A 22,899-nucleotide genomic window follows, 5' to 3' on the forward strand; every position below is an offset into this window, starting at 1 on the left:
GAATCGATCAGTTCACAAAATAATGAAAATCTTTCTTCAGCCGTCATCTCTGCTCTTCACCCCTGTATCTGGTATTCCTGTTAAGATTACATGAAATATAAGGGTTTGTCAAGAATGCACCTCCACCGCCTTGTCCAAAAATACCTCCCCGTCCAAATGCTCCAGCTCGTGGCAGAAGCATTTGGCCATTTCGCCCTCGCCGGTGAGCAGAAGTTCTTCCCCATTCTCATCCAACGCCTGCACGGTCACGCTCTGGGGGCGGATGGTTTTGGCGATGCGCCCGGGAAAGCTCAAACACCCCTCCAGGCACTCCTGGACGCCGTCCCGCCCCACAATCACCGGGTTTACCAGCTTCAGCACATACCCGCAATAATCGATCACCACCAGACGTTTCAGAATTCCCACCTGGTTTGCGGCCAGGGCCGCGGCCCCGTCCGTGGCGTGCAGGGTATCCATCATATCGTCCAACAGAGCGCGGACGCGCTCATCCACTGTTTTCACTTCCTTGCAGCGCTTCCTCAGCGCCTCGTCCCCCTCAGTCCGTATGCTTCTGACCACCATTATTTTCCCTCCTGCTGCTCTCAGACCTGGATTTGCGCGCGCTCTCCCCGAACAAAAATACCTCCTCGATGGAGCAGCCGAACACTCTGGAAATGTCGTAGGCCAACCAGATGGACGGCTCAAACTTTTCCGTCTCAATGGCATTGATCGCCTGTCTGGACGTCCCCACCATCTCTCCCAGCTGTTCCTGGGTCATGCCCCGCCGCTCCCGCAGCTCTTTGATGCGGTTCTTCATGATCTGATTTTCCCTCCCTCTGTAAGGTTAACATTACAATCAGTATAAATCACGAGGAAAGTAAAGTCAACCTTACATTTTACCCAGTGGAGAGCGACGAAAAAACCGTTGAAAGCCGTTATTAAATATGTTAGAATCTTTTAACATTTCTTTGCAGAGTTCTTCTGCAAACATTCTAGTTCATCTAATTTCATATCCAGGAGGAAAATGTCTATGAAATTCACTCACACGCAGGAAATGTCAATTAACCGGAATCCGGCACAGATGGAGGCGGTTCGCTGGATGGAGCGGTTTCCGGATGTATTCGGGCCGCGCAGCACCAGGGAGGAGGTTCTGGCGGAATTAAAAACCGACGAAACGCTCTTTACTTTGTTCGACAAGCTTTCATGGGAGCTGAAGGAGGAATTTGTGAGCTTCTGCATGGGAGTGCGCGGGATGCGCATCACCTATGATCCCATGTTTAAATTTGTCTTTGACCCGGAACTTAAGCCGGAGCGTCTGGAAGAATTCCTAAGCCTCTGCCTGAAGGAAACGGTGCGGATTCTCCAGGTGATTCCCAATGAATCCAAACGTCTGACGGAGGAAAGTTCCCTGCTGGTCATGGATATTCTGGTCCGCCTAGCGTCTGGCGCTTTGGTTAATGTGGAAATCCAGCGGGTGGGCTATCTGTTTCCCGGCGCCCGCTGCGCCTGTTATTCCAGCGATCTGATCATGCGGCAGTATTCCCAGGTGCGCGAAAACAAACGGCAGTCCGGCCAACGCTTCTCCTACCAGGACATCAAACGCGTCTATACCATCGTACTGATTCAACAAAGCCCCTCTGAATTTCACCGGTTTCCGGACCAATACCTTCACTATTCCAGGCAGACGTTCAACACCGGCCTGGAGCTGGATTTGCTGCAGGAATACCTGTTGATCCCGCTTGACATTTTCCGGAAAAACCATCACAATATAAGTAGTAAGTTAGATGCGTGGCTCATGTTTATCGCGTCCGATCAGCCCCGGGATATCCGCGAGGTAATCGAGACATACCCGGAATTTCAGGAACTGTACCGCGAGGTATTTCATTTCCGCTATCACAAGAAGGAGTTGGTAAGTATGTTTTCAGAGGCACTTAGAATTCTGGACGCAAACACAACACAGTACATGATCGAAGTGCAGCAGGCGCAGATTGAGGCGCTGCAGGAGGAAAATCGCAGACATAAGGAAGAAATTGAACGCTTGCAGGAACTCCTGGCTCAGAAAGAATAATCAAATATACGCCTTCGGGCTGCAAACCAGAAAAAGTGCGGATTCCAAAAGGGGTCCGCACTTCACAATTTTTACCGTCTGCTTTGATCTAAAATCTCCAGGGCCTTCGCAAAAGAAACATTATACCTCCGAATCTCAACTCCCCAGCCGCAGTTTTTCTCATAATCAAATACATATTTTTCCAGCAGTCTCTGTTTCCCGTCCGACTCCCCCATCAACTCCGCAACCGCCGGGGCCGCGTCCGCGGACAGCCGGGTCAGATAATCCACTCCGTCACGGCTGTAATAATCACTCTGGTACACGTCCGTGATCACCGCGCCCTCACCGGCAGCCGCCAGGTTATACCGGGCGATCTGATAATCCGGCTTCATCCAGGCCAGAGCCAGATAGAACACCGAAATCACCGCCAGGCAATGCCAGAACAGCGGGAACCGGTTCCTAAAGATCAGCGCCACCACCCCAGCCATCAATACAGCCAGCATAGGCAGAAACCACAGCACCAGAAGGCGCAGATAGGTCAGGTGATACTGCTGCACATAAAGCACCATGCGGTAAAACGCCGAGGCGACCATCACATAGGTACACAGGCTGATCACCAGAAGCACACCATTTAAAACCGCGCTCCGCCGGAAATATTTCAGGCACATCAGAACCATCACCAGATTAAGAACCGCCACAAACAACAGCTGGAAAAATCCCTGTCTGGCGTACTCCGCATAGGTCAGCCCGTCGGGGAGCTGTCCCCTGCCCATAAAGAGATACACCACCTGAATTCCGCAAAACAACAGATAAATCGCCCCAATGAACGCCATAAAGGCGACGGCAATCAGCGGCTCCGCGTTCCGTTTGTCCTTTACCTCCTCCGTGATCTCCCCTGCCCAGGCGGAGCAGATCAGACAATACATGGAAATAATTCCAAAGAAAATCTGGAATACAATGGGGATTACGGTAAAGGGATTCAAAAATTCCGAAATTCCCTTACTCAGTACGGATTCAAACACCCGGTCCGCTGTGGCCAGCAAAATGGACAGAATAATCACAACTGGCACAGCCGCGCAGATTCCGGCAAGAACCCATACCACATTTTTGTATTTCCGGTTGTGGATGGATTTGAGGAACCGGGTTCCGTGTCGGAAGGGGCAGCCCAGAAATCCCAGGGCCCGGCAGAGAAAAAGCACAATCGCGGTCATATACTTTCCAATATTCCACTGGCCGTCCCGGTAGCGCTGGTGCAGCACAAACACGCAGAGCAACAGAAACAGCGCCAGCTTGTTGAGACCGTGGATCGTGGTATCTGCGGTCATACAGGTGGAAATGCCGATCAACAGCGATACCCCGATCAAAAACCAGGAACCGCGCTTCATGTGGATCCCCCTCCTGCGCAGAATCATCCAGCTGAATCCGTAAACCATGACCACAAACAGTGGAAATGTGATGCCGCTGGGATTTTTGTACAGAAAAAATGTCCCGATCAGACCAAACGCCAGGCAGAGCATCCCGATAAACCCAAAGTCCGCCTCCACAATCGCCAGGCGCTTCCTCTGGCGCTCCTCACGCCGCATTTCCTCGCTGGTGGCCTTCCAACCGGTGTTTTGAGAGACGTTTTGGGGCATCCCCGATTCTCCCGGCACATCCGTTAATTCCGGCATACCTGCTGTTTCCGCCGCCCCCGGCTCCTCGTTTTCAACCGGCTCCCCCGTGACTTCCGCTCCACAATACAGATCACTCATTCTGCCTCATCTCCTTTCCCGTCGTCCTTAACATAGCACAGAATATCGCCCGGCTGGCAGTCCAGCGCTTCGCAAATCGCCTCCAACGTGGAAAACCGCACGGCTTTTGCCTTATTATTCTTCAAAATGGACAGGTTTGCCATGGTGATGTCCACTTCCTGTGAAAGCTCCGTGAGGCCCTTCTTCCGTTTCGCCATCATCACATCAAGATTTACAATTATTCCCATTTCTCCCGTCCTCTCTATATGGTCAGATCATTTTCTTCCTTGTACTGGATTGCCTTCTCGAACACCTGGCAGAGCACAAAGCAGAAGAGTCCGGCAATGGAGAACACAATAATCACCACCGCCGTGGCCGGAGTCGGCGCCAGCGGCAGACGCACCACCGAGAGCAGCGCGATTAGAAAGCTGCACTTTCCCATCCGTTTTAGGGAAGCCGCGTTCTCCCACACAAAAGCCTGGTCCTTTAACACCGTGGCGAACATTTTCCGCAGCTCCGCCACAATCAGCAGCGCCAGCACGCCTGAAAGCATATAGAGCACGCACTGGATCAGGTAATACTTCCGAAACGCTTCAATATACCCTCCGATCACATAAAAAATCATGGGAATCCCCACCGTAATCCCAATTCCCACCACAAACATCACATCCAACAGCCATTTCGTAAAGCGAACCAACCGCATATTCATCCCTCACTCCGCCTTTCCACACATCATCCGCCTCTTTATCCCAGCGGTTCCTTTATCTGGAATATAGCACAACCCTTATCTTTTTTCAATATCTATTTATCGAAAATCAATAAATTAATATTGTTATATGATAATTCTTAATAAAATATTCAAATTTATGCCATTATAATCGAGTAGGAGGGAGTGATTAACTCCCGTCCTCTCACACCACCGTGCGTACCGTTCGGTACACGGCGGTTTCAATAGTTGACGTGCACGGACTGATAGGCAGTAGCTAAATCATAAAAGCCACTGTTTATCAGTCTTTCTTGTGTTAATGCTCTGTTGACCGATCCCATTCCCGTTACATACCAGTATTTCCTGCGGCTGTTTGCCGCCTGATGTGCAAAATATTCAGGTATCCCGAGTTTTATAAGGTTTCTTTTCCTTGTTTTGGGTAACTTCCATTGTTTCCATATGCACATTCGAATACGGTGATACAGCCATGAGTTTAGTTCGTCTATCCTGTTCTTCATATCCGCAATCCCATAATAATTCAGCCATCCACGCATGAATACTTTTATCTTTTCCAATGAAGGACGTATACTCTGACAAGACCTTCGGGAACTGAGCTCTTTCAGTTTTGTCCTCATCTTCTTCCATGACTTCCCATGAACCCGGACATATATGCCCTTCCCGTTCTTTCCCAATGTGAAGCCAAGAAACTTAAAATTTCGGATTGCAAACACACTTACCACACGACTTTTCTTTTGATTCACTTTCAGTTTCAGTGTTTTCTCCAGATATTTCGTGCTGGATTCCAGTAATCTCTTTGCGGCTCTCTCACTTTTAGCTAACAGCACAATATCGTCTGCATAGCGTACAAATGCCACTCCCCGCTTCTCAAACTCCTGGTCGAACTCGTTCAGATAGATATTTGCCAACAGTGGCGAGATGTTTCCGCCCTGCGGCGATCCTTCTTCTGTTTCCATGACTATACCGTTTTCCATGACACCACTCTTTAAGTATCTCTTAATCCACTGGATTACCCTTTCGTCCTTTATATTCCTTCGCAAGATATTCAGGAGCATTTCGTGGTTAAGTGTATCAAAGTATTTCGACAGGTCTAATGTCACTGCATGGGTATATCCCTGTTCTGCATACTCCTTCACTTTCAGAATGGCGTCTTTTGCGCTTCTCCCCGGTCGATAACCATAGCTGTTTTCCGAGAATGACGGCTCATAGACCGGCATGAGCTGTTGTGTTATGGCTTGCTGGAAAATACGGTCTTTGACGGTTGGAATACCAAGCTTTCGTATTCCACCGTCTGGCTTTGGGATTTCCACTCGTCTTACCGGGTCGGGAGTATATTTCCCCCTTTTGATTCTCCCGATAAGCTCTTTCTGGTTCTCCCGAAGGTATGCTCCGGCTTCCTCCACGGTCATTCCGTCGATTCCCGGCGCACCCTTGTTTGCCTTTACTCTTTTGAACGCTCTGTTCAGGTTGTCCTTATCCAGTATCTTCTCTAAGAGCTCCGGTTGTGCACTGTCCCATTCTTTCCATATCCGACGGAAAGAACGGTGCGCTCTCACATACCCTTCACGTTCCGCGCTATCTCTTTGCAAGCAGCTTTCTCTGTTTTCTGCACCCAATGTTCTTTCCTCCTTTCCCGGTTGTACTAAGGACTCCTATTGATTCGGTCCTTCGCCTCTCGGCTACTATGACCTCGGCTGACTTCTGTACGTTCAGCATTATCTCACGATGATGGTTATCCCTTTCAGGACATATCGTACAGACCTCCCCGGGTACCACACGTTTCTTTCTCTCCATCTATCTGCCACATTTACCATACATGATTCCGTGTAGTTATTGGGCTTCAACTTGTGGGGCAGTCTTACCCTCATGCATAGCCTGATGTGATTTCTGTTCGTCAGACCAGAGATTTGCCCATGGGTTAGTATGTTCCCCATATCCGGCTTCCTTCAGATTCCACCTCACGATGGACACCCTTGCCTTCGGCTATATCCTTCCCACTACCGGGCGGATTCCGGACTTGCACCGGTTAGAAACGTGCGCCGCCGGGCGCAATCGAGTAGGAGGGAGTGATTAACTCCCGTCCTCTCACACCACCGTGCGTACCGTTCGGTACACGGCGGTTTCAATAGTTGACGTGCACGGACTGATAGGCAGTAGCTAAATCATAAAAGCCACTGTTTATCAGTCTTTCTTGTGTTAATGCTCTGTTGACCGCTCCCATTCCCGTTACATACCAGTATTTCCTGCGGCTGTTTGCCGCCTGATGTGCAAAATATTCAGGTATCCCGAGTTTTATAAGGTTTCTTTTCCTTGTTTTGGGTAACTTCCATTGTTTCCATATGCACATTCGAATACGGTGATACAGCCATGAGTTTAGTTCGTCTATCCTGTTCTTCATATCCGCAATCCCATAATAATTCAGCCATCCACGCATGAATACTTTTATCTTTTCCAATGAAGGACGTATACTCTGACAAGACCTTCGGGAACTGAGCTCTTTCAGTTTTGTCTTCATCTTCTTCCATGACTTCCCATGAACCCGGACATATATGCCCTTCCCGTTCTTTCCCAATGTGAAGCCAAGAAACTTAAAATTTCGGATTGCAAACACACTTACCACACGACTTTTCTTTTGATTCACTTTCAGTTTCAGTGTTTTCTCCAGATATTTCGTGCTGGATTCCAGTAATCTCTTTGCGGCTCTCTCACTTTTAGCTAACAGCACAATATCGTCTGCATAGCGTACAAATGCCACTCCCCGCTTCTCAAACTCCTGGTCGAACTCGTTCAGATAGATATTTGCCAACAGTGGCGAGATGTTTCCGCCCTGCGGCGATCCTTCTTCTGTTTCCATGACTATACCGTTTTCCATGACACCACTCTTTAAGTATCTCTTAATCCACTGGATTACCCTTTCGTCCTTTATATTCCTTCGCAAGATATTCAGGAGCATTTCGTGGTTAAGTGTATCAAAGTATTTCGACAGGTCTAATGTCACTGCATGGGTATATCCCTGTTCTGCATACTCCTTCACTTTCAGAATGGCGTCTTTTGCGCTTCTCCCCGGTCGATAACCATAGCTGTTTTCCGAGAATGACGGCTCATAGACCGGCATGAGCTGTTGTGTTATGGCTTGCTGGAAAATACGGTCTTTGACGGTTGGAATACCAAGCTTTCGTATTCCACCGTCTGGCTTTGGGATTTCCACTCGTCTTACCGGGTCGGGAGTATATTTCCCCCTTTTGATTCTCCCGATAAGCTCTTTCTGGTTCTCCCGAAGGTATGCTCCGGCTTCCTCCACGGTCATTCCGTCGATTCCCGGCGCACCCTTGTTTGCCTTTACTCTTTTGAACGCTCTGTTCAGGTTGTCCTTATCCAGTATCTTCTCTAAGAGCTCCGGTTGTGCACTGTCCCATTCTTTCCATATCCGACGGAAAGAACGGTGCGCTCTCACATACCCTTCACGTTCCGCGCTATCTCTTTGCAAGCAGCTTTCTCTGTTTTCTGCACCCAATGTTCTTTCCTCCTTTCCCGGTTGTACTAAGGACTCCTATTGATTCGGTCCTTCGCCTCTCGGCTACTATGACCTCGGCTGACTTCTGTACGTTCAGCATTATCTCACGATGATGGTTATCCCTTTCAGGACATATCGTACAGACCTCCCCGGGTACCACACGTTTCTTTCTCTCCATCTATCTGCCACATTTACCATACATGATTCCGTGTAGTTATTGGGCTTCAACTTGTGGGGCAGTCTTACCCTCATGCATAGCCTGATGTGATTTCTGTTCGTCAGACCAGAGATTTGCCCATGGGTTAGTATGTTCCCCATATCCGGCTTCCTTCAGATTCCACCTCACGATGGACACCCTTGCCTTCGGCTATATCCTTCCCACTACCGGGCGGATTCCGGACTTGCACCGGTTAGAAACGTGCGCCGCCGGGCGCACCCCCAAAAGCGCCGCCCCTCCCGGAACGGCGCTTTCTCGCCTCTAACTCACATGTTGTTTTATAAACCTTACAATCAGCGCCTCTGCCGCCTCCCACTCACACCTGCGGTTGATGACAAATCCGTGAAGGCTGTCGGTAAACCGTCTCAGCGTCACCGTAACGCCGCTGCGAGCCAGCCTCAATGCAAACTCCTCATCCTCCACACACAAGCTGTCCTCACCGGCTGAAATTACCAGCGTATCCGGCAGCCCTGCGAGCATACGCTCCGGCGCGTACACCGGACTGGCGTAGGGTTCTCTGCTGCGCTCCGGCGGGATATATTGCCGGTTATATTCCCGTACACGCTCTACGGTCATATCACAGCTGGTTCGCTCCTTTTCCGCCGGGTCCGTGGCCAGATCCATCGGCGGATAATCCAAAACCAGACAGGCAGGGCGAAACAATCCCGATTCTCCCAGCCGCATGCCGACTCCCGCCGCCAGATTTCCTCCCGCGCTGTGCCCGATCAATACAATCTTCCCAGGATCAAATCCCAGCCTTTCCCTCTGTTCCCAACACCATCGAACCACTTCCCAGGATTCTTCCACAGCAGCGGGATACGGATACTCCGGAGCCAGATGGTAGTCAAGATCCACCACAACCGCTCCCAGCAGATTCGCCATTTTCCGGCAAAACAGTTCGTCCCGGCGGTTTCTCCCCTTAACAAACCCACCTCCGTGGAAATTGATAACCAACGGACGCTCCGTCGAAAAATCACAGTTTTCATAAACATAAACCGCCGTACTTCCCAGAGATGTTTCAATCCTGATTTCCGCCTCTTTTGCCGGGTAACGATCCAATTCCAGCTCCGTCACCTCCCCCATCTTCCCCCGGCCAATCATTTCCCTGAACGCAGCGCGCTGTTCCTCTGTCATCATACCCTTTTCCTCTCCACAAACCACATTACCCCAGTGGGAACACCGTCATAATCCATCCCACCGAGACAACGCAACAGATAATTGCAAACAACCAGGACTGTTTAAACATGGATCTCTGGTCATAACCTCCGCACTCCATCATATACGGAATCGCAGCCGTGGCCATCGGAGTCATGAACGCAGACAGACACGCCGCCTGGATCAGGATCATTAATCCCACCGGATTCGCCCCAATAGACGCACAGGTCGCAATGGCTATAGGATGGAAAATCAACATCGTTCCACGATTCTGCATCACCTGCGTCATGACAAACGGAATGATAAAGAAGATAAAACCTATGATATAGGAATTTCCATTTACGGAATCCACAATCCCCGCAATGTGTCCGCCAATCAAATCTCCTGCGCCGGTAGAGCTTAACGCCCCCGACATGGCCAACGCTCCCACAATCAGCAGCAGCATACTCACGGGCATAGACGCCGTGGCCTCCCTCGGCTTTAGAACGCCGCACAAAACCATTGCCAGCGCGCCGATCACTGTGATTTCCCAGTTCTGCATACCGATCTGTTTGGCGCACATCAGAGCCACGGCATCGGCAAAAAAGATGAAGATACCCGCATACTCCTGAAACGGCTTCAAGGCTACCCGCCCGGCGCCCTGTTTCACTTCCGTGATGGATTTCACAATGGGCTCGTCCGGCGCGAATTTCGTAGCAAAGAACGAACAGTAGATCACACAGATCACCAACAACGGCAGACGCCCGACCATGGGGTCCAGAATTCCTACCATATGATCCAGATAACCGTAACTCTCCAGATAGCCGTTTAACTCAGCGGCAACCGTAGCTCCCGCTCCCACCGGAAGGGTACAGCAGGTCACCACCGTGGCCACTCCCAGCGGAAATACTACCTTGCTGGATTTAAGCCCCATGCTCTCAGCCGATGCCAGCAGCATTGGTGTCACAATTCCCATGGCCACAATCGGGCTTTGGATAAACTGGCTCAGCAGCATACCGATCAAAACATATCCAAACATCATTTTGTTCAGACTGCCCTTTGAAACCCTGGAAATGCCGTTGGCTACATTGGTACAAAATTGCGTGCGGTTAAATCCGGCCGCCACAACGCACATACCGGCAATCATAATCACATTATTGTTGGAAAAATAGGTCAGCGCAGCCTTGGCGTCCATACATCCGGTCAGGACCAGTGCCATCATGGAAACCAGCGAAATCGTAGCCAGACTGTATTTGCCGCTGCAAAAGCCAATGACCATCAACGCAAATATAATCAGACAAATTGTTAAGGGACTCATATGTATACCTCCTCTGATTGACAAACTCTACTGATCACAGATGGAACCGTCCAGGTTCAGCCGTGTCAGGATTTTATGGGGGCGGAAGGGAAAACACTCTTCCAGATCCGGGACCAATTCAATGCCGATTCCATTTTCCTCCGGCACAGGCAGATACCCATTCTTCATTTCAGGAATATGGTCCACCATATCGCACTGACGCAGCTTTACGCCGCTGACGGTCAGGTGGTCCGCGGTGGATGCCGCGTAAGGATTCGGATACTCGCAGATCGCCACATTGTCGGTGGCAGCTGCAAAATTCAGCACCGCGTTGGTCATCACCGGGCTCAACGGATTATGGGGCACCAGGCTTACATGGTGGGATTCCGCAACCGCCGCAATCTTTTTGGCGCCGGTAAATCCGCCGCAGACTCCCATGGAAACGCGCACATAACTGCACGCTTCCCGCGCTAACAGCATCTCGAACTCGTGGGACGTGTGAATGCGTTCCCCTGTGGCAATGGGAATCCGGCATTTGCGCGCAACCTCCCCCATAGCGTCGAAATTATCCGGCCGTATGGGATCCTCCAGAAACATGGGGTTATATGGTTCCAGCCGGGCGCTAAGCTGCACGGCCAGTCCAGGCTCCAGACGCCGGTGAAGTTCCAGGCAAAGATCGATTTCCTCTCCCACCGCCTCCCTGATCCTGGCAATTCTGCGCTCCGCCTTGTAGAGCATCGCCGTATTTCCATCCCCATAGGGCTGAGTCCGCGGTTCGTCCAGATAGGGATTTAAATGGCCCAGGGCCGTATACCCCTCCTCCACTCCCTTTTTCGCGTTCTCAATCAGCTCCTCCTCAGTCCGGCCGGCCGTGTGGTTGTAAACACGGACCTGTTCCCGGCATTTTCCGCCCAGAAGGCGGTATACCGGCACATGGTAGTATTTTCCCGCCAGATCCCAGAGCGCGATATCAATAGCGGACAGCGCTCCCATGACAGCCGCTCCGCGGAAATGCGAAAACCGGTAAAGATACTGCCAATGGTGCTCGATATTCAGGGGATCCCGCCCCACCAGATATTCCTTCATTACCAAAATCGCCCGTGCGGAGGCTTCCAGAAATCCCCAGGTCCCGCTCTCGCCCAAACCTGAAATTCCTTCGTCCGTTTCAATCCGGCAGAACACACTGCGGTTTGCGCATATCACCCGAACATCTGTTATTTTCATAGACATTCCCCCCTTCCCTTTACTGGATGCGATACGGAGCCAACAGTTCCCGGTTGATATCCAGACCCGCTCCGGGAGCCTGGCTGGGGCTGACTGTCCCGTCTTTATTGAAAACCACGGGGTTGACAAATGCCTCATACACCTTGGCGTCATACTGGGGAGGATAAAATTCCGCCAGGTTGACATTCGGAGCCGCACAGTCCAAATGCACATGCAGCTGCTGTTGTCCGTGGGGGCTCATCACCAGCCCGTTGGCGTCCGCGTAACCCGCGATCTTCATAAACTCCGTTACCCCGCCCAGGCTTGCCGCATCGGGGTTTAAAATGCTGACGGCCTGTGTGTTGATCAGATCCCTGAATCCGAAACGGGTCACCTCGTTTTCCCCCGCGGCAATGGGAATATTGCTCTTGGCCGCCACCTTCCGGTATCCATCGTAGTCGTCGGCATCCACCGGCTCCTCCAGCCAGTAAGGGTGGTATTCCTCCACCATCCGCGAGAACTCGATCGCTTCAAAAAACCGGTATGCGCAGTTAGCGTCAAGCATCAGCTTCACATCGTCTCCCAGGACCTGCCGCACAGCCTGAACCCGTCTGGCGTCCTCTTTCAGGGACAGCGCCCCCACCTTCATCTTAACCGCCCGGATGCCCCAGCTTACATACTCCTCCATCTCCTTTTGCAGCTGTGTAATCCCCTTATTCTCAGCATAATACCCACCGGCCACATAGCAGGGAATCCGTTCCCGGAATCCGCCTAACAGCCGGTACAGCGGCATTCCCGCCACCTTTGCCTTGATGTCCCAAAGTGCAATATCGATAGCTGAAACCGTCTTACAGCTGGTCCCCCGCCGTCCGATAAATTTGGGAACATAAATCTTCTGCCAAAGCCGCTCATGGTTCAGCGGATCTTCGCCGATAATCGCCTTCCCCATGCTCTCCGCAAATTCAATCGCCCAGCTGCAGCCATACCCGCTCACGCCCGCATCCGTGTCGATAATTAATAAATTGAGCTCATTGTGCGTATATACATGCTTTCCGTTGGCAATGGGCTTTTCCTTAGGCCACCGGTAACGCTCCACGCGCACGTCCGTTATTTTCATGCGTTCCCTCCATCTTTATCAATTTGTTAATCCCATGCTAACACGTGGTTCCGGCACCGTCCAATATTGATTCCTCATCAGAATATTAAGGTTTTTAATGCCATAAATTTTTTTTATGGGAACTGGGGAAGGTCATTTACTTTTCGTGTAAAGGTACTTATAATGGGAACTGAAACCTGTACAGATTGACGAGGAAATGTGAAAGGTAGATTTGCATGTTATATGAAAAATTAAACTACATTATTGCCATCGCGGAGGAGCGGAACCTGACTCAGGCCGCAAAACGCCTGTATATCTCACAGCCCACGCTGACCCTTTACTTAAACCGTCTGGAAAATGAACTGGGCGTAAAACTGTTCGACCGCAGCAAATCCCCCGTCACGCTGACCGACGCTGGCGCGTACTATCTTGAAAAAATGAAGAAAATCTATGCCTCGGAACAAGCGCTGCGCAGCCAGATCCACTTTATCGCCAACCCCACCCAGACGCTGCTGGTGGGAATCGGCCAGGTACGCGGCCACCACTGGCTCCCCCTGTTTCTGCCAACCTTCTGCTCCATCCATCCGGATATCAACGTCCAGATCGTCCAGGAAACAGAGCAGCAGATGTATGAAGATCTTCAAAAGCAAAAACTCGACGTGGGCATCGGAGTATTTCCCGCTTCCACGGACATTGAGATGGTGGAGATTATGGAAGAAACGCTGTTTTTCGCCGCCCACCGCAAATTCGGTCTGATACCCGACCACCTTCGCGGTAAACATGATATGAAAAATCCCTATATCGTGCAGCCGGACCAGTTGAACGGCCTGCCCTTCATCATCCCCCAGGTATCCAACGGACTCTACGACACCTACGAAACGATTCTTCAAAATAACCAGATTCATCCATCCCGCACAATCTCCATCAACAATCTCAGCACGGGCCTGCTGCTAAACGTAAAGGGCCTGGGCGTACAGCTGCTCTCCGGCTCTGTCGTGTACTTCAGCCACGAACCCGGCGTTAACCAGCTCGATTTGTTTCTACTGGAAAACATGCCGGAAACCCGAAAATGCACGGCCATCTACCAGGGCGGCAATATCAAACAAAAGCTGATACAGGATCTGATCCGCACTCTGAAAAATGAGGTCCTGCCCTGGTGTCCATTCTAACAATCGCCCGCAAACTGCGCCGGCGGCCCATTGCATTCAAAAAGCGGGATACTCCGCCATATCAGGCGTTGTATCCCGCAGTATTCTTATATTCTTACATTTGTTACTCCCAGTTCCACCTCCCATACCTCCTCGTCACCATCCCAATCTCCTCTATCACAGCCTCCGACACCTGTCCCGGAACCAACCTCCATCTCCAGTTCTCCCCCACCGTGGAAGGCGTGTTGATCCGGCAGTCATTTCCCAGCCCCAGATAATCCTGCAGCGGAATCATACACATCCTGGCCTGGCTTCGCATAAGCAAGCTGATAAACGGCAGGTGCAGCTCCTCCACCGGCGTATAGTGGTCGCAGAGATAATCCCTGGCCAATTTCTGCTCCTCCGGCTTAATCGATTCAAACCATCCGGCAATGGTCTCATTATCATGTGTTCCCGTATAAGCCACGCAATTTTCCGGGTAATTGTGGGGCAGATAATCGCTGGCGCACCCGGAATCCCGGGAATCAAATGCGAACTCCAGTACCTTCATACCCGGATATCCCGTCTCCGCCACCAGGCGGCGCACCGAGTCCGTCACATAACCCAGATCCTCCGCGATAATCTCCTTTTCCCCCAGCGCTTCCTTCACCCTGCAGAACAAATCGATGCCCGGCCCCTGCTCCCAGTGTCCGCCCACCGCATTTTCCGCCCCGGCCGGGATACTGAAATACTGGTCAAATCCCCGGAAATGGTCGATGCGCACCACATCGTACAGCCGGTAGCAGTAAGACAGCCGTTTAATCCACCACTCATACCCCGTTTGCCGGTGGTAATCCCACCGGTAAAGAGGATTTCCCCAGAGCTGCCCCGTCGCGGAAAATCCATCCGGCGGACAGCCCGCCACGGCCTTGGGCACATTATTTTCATCCAGCTGGAACAGCTCGGGACTTGCCCAGGCGTCCGCGCTGTCCAGGGCCACGTAAATAGGAATATCCCCCACAATGCGGATTCCCCTGCTGTTGGCGTACGCCTTCAGCCTGTTCCACTGGTTCATAAACAAATATTGCAGGTACTGATGAAACTCAATGTCAAAATACAACTCACGCCGGTAATAATCCAACGCGTTCTGCCACCGCAGCCGGATGTCCTCCGCCCACTGCGTCCAGGCCGTCTGATCAAACCGCGCCTTCACCGCCATGTACAGGGCGTAGTCGTCCAGCCACCAGGCATTTTCCGCCTTAAACCGCAAAAACTCCGGGTCTTTTCCCGCTTTGCTGCGCTCATAGGCTTTGCGCAGCAACGGGAAACGGTTCTCATACAGCTTCTCATAATCCACCAGCCCGGCATCCGCTCCCAGATCCGCCGCCTCGCACTCCTCCCTGGTCAGAAGCCCCTCGTCCACCAATGCCTCCAGGCTGATATAGTATGGATTTCCCGCAAATGTGGAAAAGGACTGGTAGGGCGAATCCCCGTAACTGGTAGGCCCCAGAGGCAGAATCTGCCAGTAGGACTGTCCCGCCGCCTTTAGCTGGTCCACGAACTCGTAGGCCTCTTTTGAAAAACAGCCGATCCCGTACCGCGACGGCAGGCTGGCAACCGACAGCAAAATCCCGCTCTCTCGTCTCATATCACAATCTCCCTCTGCCCGGACATTTTTCCGGCTCGCACTCAATCATCACACCGTAATGATCCGAAACCACCGGGCCGTTTATTCCATTACAAATCACCTGAGACCTCAGAACCGGTATCTCCCGGTTGACCCAGATATAGTCGATGCGCATTCCATTTTCATGCGCGCCCTCCGCGCCCGGCGCCGGACCGTCAGCGTTTTGCGGACTGTCCCTCCAGCCATCGATGACGCCGCCAACCGTGACCCCGTTGTCCTTCGCCGCGGCCAGCCCGTAAGTGTCCAGCCAGCCGGAACCGCTCACCAGCTGCCATCCCTCACCCTGTATTCCGGCCGGTGAGTTAAAATCTCCCATCAAAAAGCACAAATCCCCGGACTCGTTTTTCAGATAGCCGGAAAGCCGCTCCCACTGACCGGCAAAAGGCTCTTCCCCGTCCTTCCACCAGCCCATATGAAGGCTGAAAAAGCGGCAGCGTTTTCCGTGAAAATCCAGAATCATTTCCAGAGCCTTACGGGTTTTCCAATTTTTGTAATCCCGGCTTCCCGTCAAATAAATCCATCCCGTCTGCGCTACGGGAAGGCGCGAAAACAGCGCCGTCCCCTCGTCATATCTGCCATAGCCGATCTTGGCCGGAACCCAGGTCCAGAAATAAGGCGCTCCGCCTTCCGCCAGCAGCCCGGCCAGCCGGTAAGCGTGATTGTCCGCCCGGACAGGAATTACCGCGCCCCGCGCCCCGGCTTCAACCTTCGACTCATTTCCGCGCTCCTCGCACTCCACAAACCCCAGCGCCCCCAGCCGCTCCTGCCCCACCGCCGGTTCTCCCATACTCTGGTTGACCTCCTGCAGCGCGACCACATCCGGCCGCTCCCGGAGTACCGCCTCCGCAAACAATTTCAGCTTATTCTCATAATCCGCTTCCACCAGACTGTGTGTGTTCAACGTAATCAGCTTCATAGCAGCTCCTTACAATAGATCGTTGATATCGGATTTCAGCACGTCGGCCTTGGGACCGTATACCGCCTGAATCCCCTCGTCCTTCTTAATCAGCCCCATGGCTCCCTCTGCCTTCCAGGCGGTAAGCTCCGCCACCTTGGACACATCCTTCACCGTAACCCGCAACCGGGTCATACAGGCGTCCACAAAGGAGATATTCTCCCGGCCGCCCAAGAGGCCGATGATCCGCTCCGCCTGGCTGTCCTTCCCAACCGCGCTGCCATTCCCATTTCCCGCCGCCGGACTCTCATCCCCAGCGCCGTCATCTGTGTAATTGCCCAAACGCCCAGGCGTCGCAAAATGGAACTTTCCAATCATAAAATACGCCACCGCGTATCCCACGGCAAAGAACACCGCCACACAGATCACAAAATTGATCAGATCGCCCGTAAGCCCCGCCTTCACAGACATGGGAATTCTGGTCAGAAACTCCAGATTTCCAAAGGAATGCAGCCGCAGGTGAATCAGTCCCGCCATGGCAAACGCGCATCCCTGAAGCACCGCGTAGACCACATACAGCGGCAGCGCACAGAACATAAACATAAACTCCAGCGGCTCCGTAACGCCGGTCAAAAACACCGCCAGCACAGTGGAAACAAACATGGAACGGTACTTCTGGCGCTTGTCGGCGTCCACTCTCCGGTACATCGCCAGAGCGATTCCCAATAACAGGCCCGTAGCCCCGATCATCTGTCCCACCTTAAACCGCGCGGGCGTCACAGTAGTCAAAAGCTGCTGATAACCGGCCATATCCCCTGCGCCCTTCAAATTAATCAAATCCGTTGCCCATGCCAGCCACAGCGGGTCCTGACCAAACACCTGCGCCCCCGCGTTTGCCCCGGTAAGCATCGTATAAGTTCCGCCGAAGGACGTATAATTCATCGGAATGGTCAGCATATGGTGCAGACCAAAAGGAAGCAGCATCCGCTCTAAAGTCCCGTAGATAAACGGAGCCAGCACCGGTGAGGTATCCGAGGAATTGGCAATCCACACGCCGAAGCTGTTGATCCCGGACTGCACCACCGGCCACACCACGGCCAGCACCACGGAAATGATCACGGACCACAGAATCACCACCATGGGCACAAAACGCTTGCCGTTAAAAAACGCCAGCGCGTCCGGCAGCCTGCGGTAATTATAATACTTATTATAAATGGTACCGCCCACAAATCCGGAAATAATTCCCACAAACACGCCCATATTCAGAGCCGGCGCTCCCAGCACCGAGGTGAAATACCCGTTCACCAGTATTTCCTTTCCAAACAGCGTGTGGGTCACCGCCGCCGGATCAGCCAGATCCGCGCTGCTGACCCCAAAGATCGCTCCCGTGACCACGTTGATCAGGATAAATGCAATCACAGCCGCAAACGCGCCGCCCGCCTTCTCCTTCGCCCAGGAGCCGCCGATGGCTACCGCGAATAAAATGTGCAGATTATTGATCACCGCCCAGCCGATGGTCTCCATTGTGCTTCCAACGGTCATGACCACGCCCATATCCGCCCCGGCCATCTGCACCAGCTTACCCACGCTGATCATCAGCCCGGCCGCCGGCATAACGGCGATCACCGTCATCAGCACCTTACCCAGTTTTTGTAAGAAATCGAAATTGATCATGGATTTTTTCTTTTTCTTCTCTGTCTGGTTCCCGGCCTTTCCGTCACGACCGTCTCCCGCTGCGCTTCCTCCACCGGCCGTTTCAGCTCCCGTCCCCGCGCTCTCCTCAACGCCGCACTCATCCAGCAACGTAATAATGGTCGTCTCTCCAGCCTTCACCGCGCCCAACTCTGCATTCATGGCACGCCCTTCCATACCACCGCAAATCAGCACCGGCGTAATGGTCTCCACCTGTCTCTCCTTCAGCCCTTCCAGATCCGCCTCTGCGACCAGATCCCCAGCCTTCACCTGGTCCCCGACCTTCACATGACATTTAAAATACTCCCCTTTGAGCGCCACCGTCTCCAACCCGAAATGCACCAGCACCTCAACGCCTTCCCGGCTGCGAAACCCATACGCGTGCAGCGTCTCCGCCACAGACACCACCTCGCCGTCCACCGGGCTTACAATCCTGCCGTCCTCCGGCGCCACGGCGACCCCGTCCCCGATAATCTTCTGGGAAAACACCGGATCCGGCACCTGATCCACCGGCACCGCGTTTCCCGTCACCGGCGAGACAATGCGGATTCCCTCGCAGCCATCCATTCTCTGTTTCATATCCATCCTCCTGAAATTCATTTGTGCAACTTTGTGCAACCGCTTGCATTAAATATAGAATAGCCGCTCAATAAATTCAACTATTTTTTCCAACATTTTCGCTTTTCTACCTTTTATCCAAAAACACCGCTCTCTTTTTGTGCATTTTTATAACGCAAACCAACGCTACAACTTATGCAAACAATGCAAATCCATTTGACAAATTTTGCATAACCCGATAAAATAGAACTAAATCAAAAGTCCAATCAGGAGGCCGCCTATGCCCGTAACCATAAAAGATGTCGCCGCCCTTGCCGGCGTATCCCCCTCAACCGTATCCCGCACCTGCAAGGATCACCCGTCCATCAGCCGCCAGACCAAGGAAAAAGTACGCCTGGCCATGGAGCAGCTGGGATACGAGCCGAATTTCCAGGCCAGCAGCCTGGCCACCCAGAACTCCCGCACCATCGGCATCATTCTCCCCCCGTCCCAGAAGGAAGCCTACGAGAACTCCTTCTATCTGGAAGTAATCCGTGGAATCAGCCAGCACTGCAACCAAAAGCAGTACATCAACACCGTGATTACCGGACAGAACGAGGAGGAAATCCTGGACGCCGTCAAGATTATGGCAAAAAAAGGCCAGGCCGAGGGCCACATCGTGCTCTACTCAAAAGAACAGGACCCGGTAATCGATTATCTCTATGACGATGGCCTTTTATACGTGCTCATCGGAAAAGCCTACCGGAACGTCAATCAGACCATCTATGTGGACAACGACAACGTACTGGCTGGCAGGGAAGCCGCGGACTACCTGTTTGGGCTGGGCCACCGCCGGATCGCCTACCTGTCCGGGGACCACTCCCTGCTCTTCAACAACGACCGGAAGTCCGGCTACCTGCTGTCACTGGCGGAGCACCAGGTCCCCTTCCGCCCCGATCTGTGCATTGAGGCGCCCGAAGTACCCGAGGAACGAAATTTGGCCCTGGAAACCCTTCTGACCGCCAAAGACCGCCCCACCGCGGTTCTGGTCAGCGACGACATTCTGGCCATGGCCCTGGAAAAGACCTGCGCCGAACTGGGAATCTCCATCCCGGGAGACCTATCCATCATCTCCTTCAACAACTCCCTCTTCGCCCGCCTGACCTACCCGCCCCTTACAAGCGTGGACATCAACTCCTTCCAGCTGGGCATCGAGGCGGCCGCCCAGATGATCAGCCATATCGAGACCCCGGATCTGATGGCCACCAAAACCATCGTCCCCCACCACATCGTGGCGCGGGAGAGCTGCAAAGCCGTAATCGGAGAAACATGCGTATGAAAATAGAACGGTATGAAAAAGGATCCTTCGCCGTAATCGGAAAAGAAGGATCCACCACAGACGGAACTGGATTTATTCAGCGGTTATGGGAGGATGCCAATTCCCATTTCGAAGAAATTCAACACCTGGCCAAGAAGGGCAGAGACGGAACGATCGCCGGCATATGGGGCGCAATGTCTGATTTTTCCCGTACGTTCAATCCCTGGGAGGATTTCAGCCGGGGACTTTATCTCGCGGGAGTCGAATGCGAACTTGACGCCGAAGCCCCCGACGGATGGACAAAATGGATCGTTCCCGGCTACGAATATATATCCGCGGCGTGTGAGACCGAACACACCTTTTCCGATACGATTCAATATTTACACGAACACAATCTGACGCTGGCAGGCGCTGTCCAGGACTTCACCTGCCCGCAGACCGGAATCAATTATATGCTCTTTCCCATCCGGAAGCTGTAGACTCACGCTCTGCGGCTTCCGTTTTAATTCCCCCTTTTCGTCGGATGCCTCTGCCCATTATTTTCTCTTCAGCGGCAGCCACAAAACAAACACCGCCCCATGCCCCGGAGCCGTCCGGTTGTACGCTTCCACCCTTCCCCCCTGATATTCCATCGCCGTGCGCGCGATGGACAGCCCGATGCCGAAATTGCCTCCCTGCCCTTTATAAAACCGCTCAAAAACATGGGGTAAATCTTGCTCCGGGAAACCGGGCCCGTCGTCCCCGATTGTGACCGCGGCCCACCCGTCCCGCACCTCAGCCTTCACCTCCACCAGACCCGCGGCATAGCGCACGCAGTTGGATATCACGTTGCGGAACGCCCGTTCCAGCAGCTCCCGGTCGGCCAACGCCATTACCGGTTCCAATCCCTCCCGCATCTGAAACTGAATCTGCTCCGCAACCTCCATCCCCTTCAGGGAAGTCAGCTCATCCCGGATAAACCCGGCCAGGTCCATTTCCCGGCAATTTAACTCCACCCTTCCCCCGTCCAGCTTCGACATCGTAAGAATTCCGTCCACCAGCTCCTTCATCCGCATGGCCTCCTCCAGAATAATCCCTGCGGCCTCCTGATGATCCGGGAATACACCGCACTGTATCCCCTGAGCGTAACCGCAGATGGACATAAGCGGCGTGCGCAGCTCGTGGGACGCGTTCTGGAAAAATGCCGTCTGCTGCCGGTTTAGCTGTTCCAGCTCCCCGGCCATCCGGTTAAAATCCCGTCTCAGCTCCTCAATCTCCCGGATGGAACACGGCCGTTCCATCCGTGTAAACCGCCCCTTTCCAATACTCCGCGTGTGGCAGCACAACGCCTGAAGCGGCTTTGCGATGCTCCCGGCGACCACCCAGGCCGCGGCCAGCGCCAAAAGGACCAGCGCGCCGGCGATCAGCAGCAAAAGCGCTCCGGTGTAAGAGAGCAGCGCCTTCGTATCCGGGACCGCCACATAACAGAACAGATACTTCCCCCGGATATTGGTATGGCTCTCCGTCTCATACAGGCTGATCAGATAACGCCCATCCCCTACTCTGGCTTCCTGTATGTCCTCCCAACCCTCCTTCCCCTGTTCACGGCTCAGGATCATTTCCCGGCAGACCTCATAGATGGCCTGGGTATCCGGCTGGTAGTCCCCTGTCTTGGGGTAAGTCAGCTTCAACCGCGAATTGACGGCCAGAAGCTGGGCCCTGGGCCTGTCCTTGCGGATAAACGCCCTGATCTGGCTCAAAAAATCCTTGGACAGCTCCTTCTCCTCATCCATTGACAGCTCCTCATCCCCGCTGTAAAGCCGGTCCCCCATACTCCGTATCTGGCCCATCATCGCCTCCAGACTCTGTCTGGAAAGCCGGTTCATATACCAGTCCGAAGCGGACGAAAAAATCCCCCAGGACAGCAGGGGAAACAATAAAATCAGAAACAGCATTGGAATGAAAATGCGCATGCGTATGCGGGAAATCATGTTTCACCCTCCTTCCCGCCCTCCAGGCGGAACCCGAACCCCCAAACCGTCTTAACTGATGCGCTGCAGCCCGACTCCTTCAGCTTTCGGCGCAGCCGTTTCACCAGATCGTCCGCCACCCGCGTGTCCAGCTCATAATCCGGCAGCTTCCAGATCTCTCGCATCAGCTCCTGCTTGGACACAGCCTGACCGGCGCGCTCCAACAGATAGGAAAGAAAATCGAACTCCGTTGGCGTGACCGAAAACGCTTCCCCGCCCACCGTAATGGTCCGCGCCCCCTGCTCCAGCAGAAGATTCCCGCATTTAAACGCCGCGGGAGCCTCCGTCTGGCTGTACTCCGCCCGCCTGAACAGGGCCTTGACCCTGGCCACCAGCTCCAGCGGCAAAAACGGCTTCACCATATAATCGTCGCTTCCCAGGGTAATTCCCGTCACCCGGTCCAGCGGACTGTCCTTGGCGGATACAATCATGATCGGCACCCGGCTCTCCCCGCGGATTCTGGCGCACAGGCTCAGGCCGTCCGTGCCCGGCATCATGATATCCAGTATGATCAGATCAGGACAGCGCTCACTAAACGCCTGAAACAGGCTGTCTCCATCCGCAAACGTCCTCACTTCATACCCCTCGTTGGCCAGAAACGTCTGGATCAGGTTGCGTATATGCAGTTCATCGTCCGCCACGTAAATGGATTTCGCCATATTTCCCTCCACAAATTCGTATTTATGGCTATCT

Annotated in this window: 22 protein-coding genes; 4 read left to right on the top strand and 18 right to left on the bottom strand. The window is 53.0% G+C overall.

Going from position 1 to position 22,899, the window contains the following annotated elements:
- Nucleotides 1-108 precede the first annotated feature (108 nt).
- Nucleotides 109-561: a peptide deformylase gene (gene def, locus ACK2JC_RS13030; protein ID WP_368272132.1), complete on the bottom strand. Its 453-nt coding sequence runs from the start codon at nucleotides 559-561 to the stop codon at nucleotides 109-111.
- Entirely contained in the window at nucleotides 536-796 is a 261-nt protein-coding gene (locus ACK2JC_RS13035; protein ID WP_092362985.1) for a helix-turn-helix transcriptional regulator, read from the bottom strand. Before ACK2JC_RS13035 ends, def begins: the two co-directional genes overlap by 26 nt.
- A gap of 213 nt (nucleotides 797-1,009) precedes the next feature.
- Between ACK2JC_RS13035 and ACK2JC_RS13040 the strand changes: the two genes are divergently transcribed.
- Nucleotides 1,010-2,047, top strand: a complete 1,038-nt coding sequence (locus ACK2JC_RS13040; RefSeq protein ID WP_368272131.1) for a PD-(D/E)XK nuclease family transposase — start codon at nucleotides 1,010-1,012, stop codon at nucleotides 2,045-2,047.
- Between the two features lie 71 nt (nucleotides 2,048-2,118).
- On the opposite strand, the gene ACK2JC_RS13045 is transcribed toward ACK2JC_RS13040, so the two are convergent.
- From ACK2JC_RS13045 to ACK2JC_RS13095, 11 genes are all read right to left on the bottom strand, one after another.
- Complete coding sequence (locus tag ACK2JC_RS13045; RefSeq protein WP_368272130.1) at nucleotides 2,119-3,777, bottom strand: DUF4153 domain-containing protein; 1,659 nt, start codon at nucleotides 3,775-3,777, stop codon at nucleotides 2,119-2,121.
- Nucleotides 3,774-4,004, bottom strand: coding sequence for a helix-turn-helix domain-containing protein (locus ACK2JC_RS13050; RefSeq protein WP_024737817.1), 231 nt, complete (start codon nucleotides 4,002-4,004; stop codon nucleotides 3,774-3,776). Before ACK2JC_RS13050 ends, ACK2JC_RS13045 begins: the two co-directional genes overlap by 4 nt.
- A gap of 14 nt (nucleotides 4,005-4,018) precedes the next feature.
- Nucleotides 4,019-4,465 carry a DUF2975 domain-containing protein gene (locus tag ACK2JC_RS13055; protein WP_092362991.1) on the bottom strand — a complete coding sequence of 149 codons (447 nt, stop codon included), beginning with the start codon at nucleotides 4,463-4,465 and terminating at the stop codon, nucleotides 4,019-4,021.
- 239 nt (nucleotides 4,466-4,704) lie between these two features.
- Nucleotides 4,705-6,096, bottom strand: a complete 1,392-nt coding sequence (gene ltrA, locus ACK2JC_RS13060) for a group II intron reverse transcriptase/maturase (protein ID WP_411338496.1) — start codon at nucleotides 6,094-6,096, stop codon at nucleotides 4,705-4,707.
- Entirely contained in the window at nucleotides 6,056-6,274 is a 219-nt protein-coding gene (locus ACK2JC_RS13065) for a hypothetical protein (RefSeq protein ID WP_166434608.1), read from the bottom strand. Before ACK2JC_RS13065 ends, ltrA (ACK2JC_RS13060) begins: the two co-directional genes overlap by 41 nt.
- A 328-nt stretch (nucleotides 6,275-6,602) precedes the next feature.
- Nucleotides 6,603-7,994 (bottom strand): group II intron reverse transcriptase/maturase, encoded by a 1,392-nt coding sequence (gene ltrA, locus ACK2JC_RS13070; RefSeq protein WP_411338489.1) that lies wholly within the window; start codon nucleotides 7,992-7,994, stop codon nucleotides 6,603-6,605.
- Nucleotides 7,954-8,172 (bottom strand): hypothetical protein, encoded by a 219-nt coding sequence (locus ACK2JC_RS13075; RefSeq protein ID WP_166434608.1) that lies wholly within the window; start codon nucleotides 8,170-8,172, stop codon nucleotides 7,954-7,956. The genes ltrA (ACK2JC_RS13070) and ACK2JC_RS13075 overlap by 41 nt, the downstream gene beginning before the upstream one ends.
- Nucleotides 8,173-8,472: 300 nt before the next feature.
- Entirely contained in the window at nucleotides 8,473-9,348 is an 876-nt protein-coding gene (locus tag ACK2JC_RS13080) for an alpha/beta hydrolase (RefSeq protein ID WP_368271777.1), read from the bottom strand.
- A gap of 25 nt (nucleotides 9,349-9,373) precedes the next feature.
- Nucleotides 9,374-10,663, bottom strand: coding sequence for an SLC13 family permease (locus ACK2JC_RS13085; RefSeq protein WP_320936753.1), 1,290 nt, complete (start codon nucleotides 10,661-10,663; stop codon nucleotides 9,374-9,376).
- A 27-nt stretch (nucleotides 10,664-10,690) separates the two neighbouring features.
- On the bottom strand, nucleotides 10,691-11,866 hold the full coding sequence (locus ACK2JC_RS13090) for a mandelate racemase/muconate lactonizing enzyme family protein (protein WP_320936754.1): 1,176 nt from the start codon (nucleotides 11,864-11,866) through the stop codon (nucleotides 10,691-10,693).
- 19 nt (nucleotides 11,867-11,885) lie between these two features.
- Nucleotides 11,886-12,962 (bottom strand): mandelate racemase/muconate lactonizing enzyme family protein, encoded by a 1,077-nt coding sequence (locus tag ACK2JC_RS13095; RefSeq protein WP_320936755.1) that lies wholly within the window; start codon nucleotides 12,960-12,962, stop codon nucleotides 11,886-11,888.
- Nucleotides 12,963-13,177: 215 nt separating this feature from the next.
- Between ACK2JC_RS13095 and ACK2JC_RS13100 the strand changes: the two genes are divergently transcribed.
- Entirely contained in the window at nucleotides 13,178-14,110 is a 933-nt protein-coding gene (locus ACK2JC_RS13100; RefSeq protein ID WP_024737815.1) for a LysR family transcriptional regulator, read from the top strand.
- Between the two features lie 103 nt (nucleotides 14,111-14,213).
- Here ACK2JC_RS13100 and malQ read toward each other — a convergent pair whose 3' ends face one another.
- The 3 genes from malQ to ACK2JC_RS13115 are packed head-to-tail and all read right to left on the bottom strand — an operon-like array spanning nucleotide 14,214 to nucleotide 18,921.
- Nucleotides 14,214-15,716, bottom strand: coding sequence for a 4-alpha-glucanotransferase (gene malQ, locus ACK2JC_RS13105; protein WP_320936756.1), 1,503 nt, complete (start codon nucleotides 15,714-15,716; stop codon nucleotides 14,214-14,216).
- A 1-nt stretch (nucleotide 15,717) separates the two neighbouring features.
- Entirely contained in the window at nucleotides 15,718-16,671 is a 954-nt protein-coding gene (locus ACK2JC_RS13110) for an endonuclease/exonuclease/phosphatase family protein (protein WP_320936757.1), read from the bottom strand.
- A gap of 9 nt (nucleotides 16,672-16,680) precedes the next feature.
- Nucleotides 16,681-18,921 carry a PTS transporter subunit IIBC gene (locus tag ACK2JC_RS13115; RefSeq protein WP_320936758.1) on the bottom strand — a complete coding sequence of 747 codons (2,241 nt, stop codon included), beginning with the start codon at nucleotides 18,919-18,921 and terminating at the stop codon, nucleotides 16,681-16,683.
- Nucleotides 18,922-19,180: 259 nt separating this feature from the next.
- Here ACK2JC_RS13115 and ACK2JC_RS13120 point away from each other — a divergent pair, with 259 nt between their 5' ends.
- On the top strand, nucleotides 19,181-20,218 hold the full coding sequence (locus tag ACK2JC_RS13120) for a LacI family DNA-binding transcriptional regulator (protein ID WP_320936759.1): 1,038 nt from the start codon (nucleotides 19,181-19,183) through the stop codon (nucleotides 20,216-20,218).
- Nucleotides 20,215-20,676, top strand: coding sequence for a GyrI-like domain-containing protein (locus tag ACK2JC_RS13125; RefSeq protein ID WP_007708340.1), 462 nt, complete (start codon nucleotides 20,215-20,217; stop codon nucleotides 20,674-20,676). The genes ACK2JC_RS13120 and ACK2JC_RS13125 overlap by 4 nt, the downstream gene beginning before the upstream one ends.
- 57 nt (nucleotides 20,677-20,733) lie before the next feature.
- Here the strand turns inward: ACK2JC_RS13125 and ACK2JC_RS13130 are convergent, their stop codons facing one another.
- Nucleotides 20,734-22,167, bottom strand: coding sequence for a sensor histidine kinase (locus tag ACK2JC_RS13130; protein WP_368271773.1), 1,434 nt, complete (start codon nucleotides 22,165-22,167; stop codon nucleotides 20,734-20,736).
- The gene (locus tag ACK2JC_RS13135) at nucleotides 22,164-22,865 is read right to left on the bottom strand and encodes a response regulator transcription factor (protein WP_273147934.1); all 702 of its coding nucleotides are present in this window, start codon (nucleotides 22,863-22,865) and stop codon (nucleotides 22,164-22,166) included. The genes ACK2JC_RS13130 and ACK2JC_RS13135 overlap by 4 nt, the downstream gene beginning before the upstream one ends.
- Nucleotides 22,866-22,899 lie beyond the last annotated feature (34 nt).

The organism is Enterocloster lavalensis (assembly GCF_046603895.1).
Taxonomy (GTDB): Bacteria; Bacillota; Clostridia; order Lachnospirales; family Lachnospiraceae; genus Enterocloster; species Enterocloster lavalensis.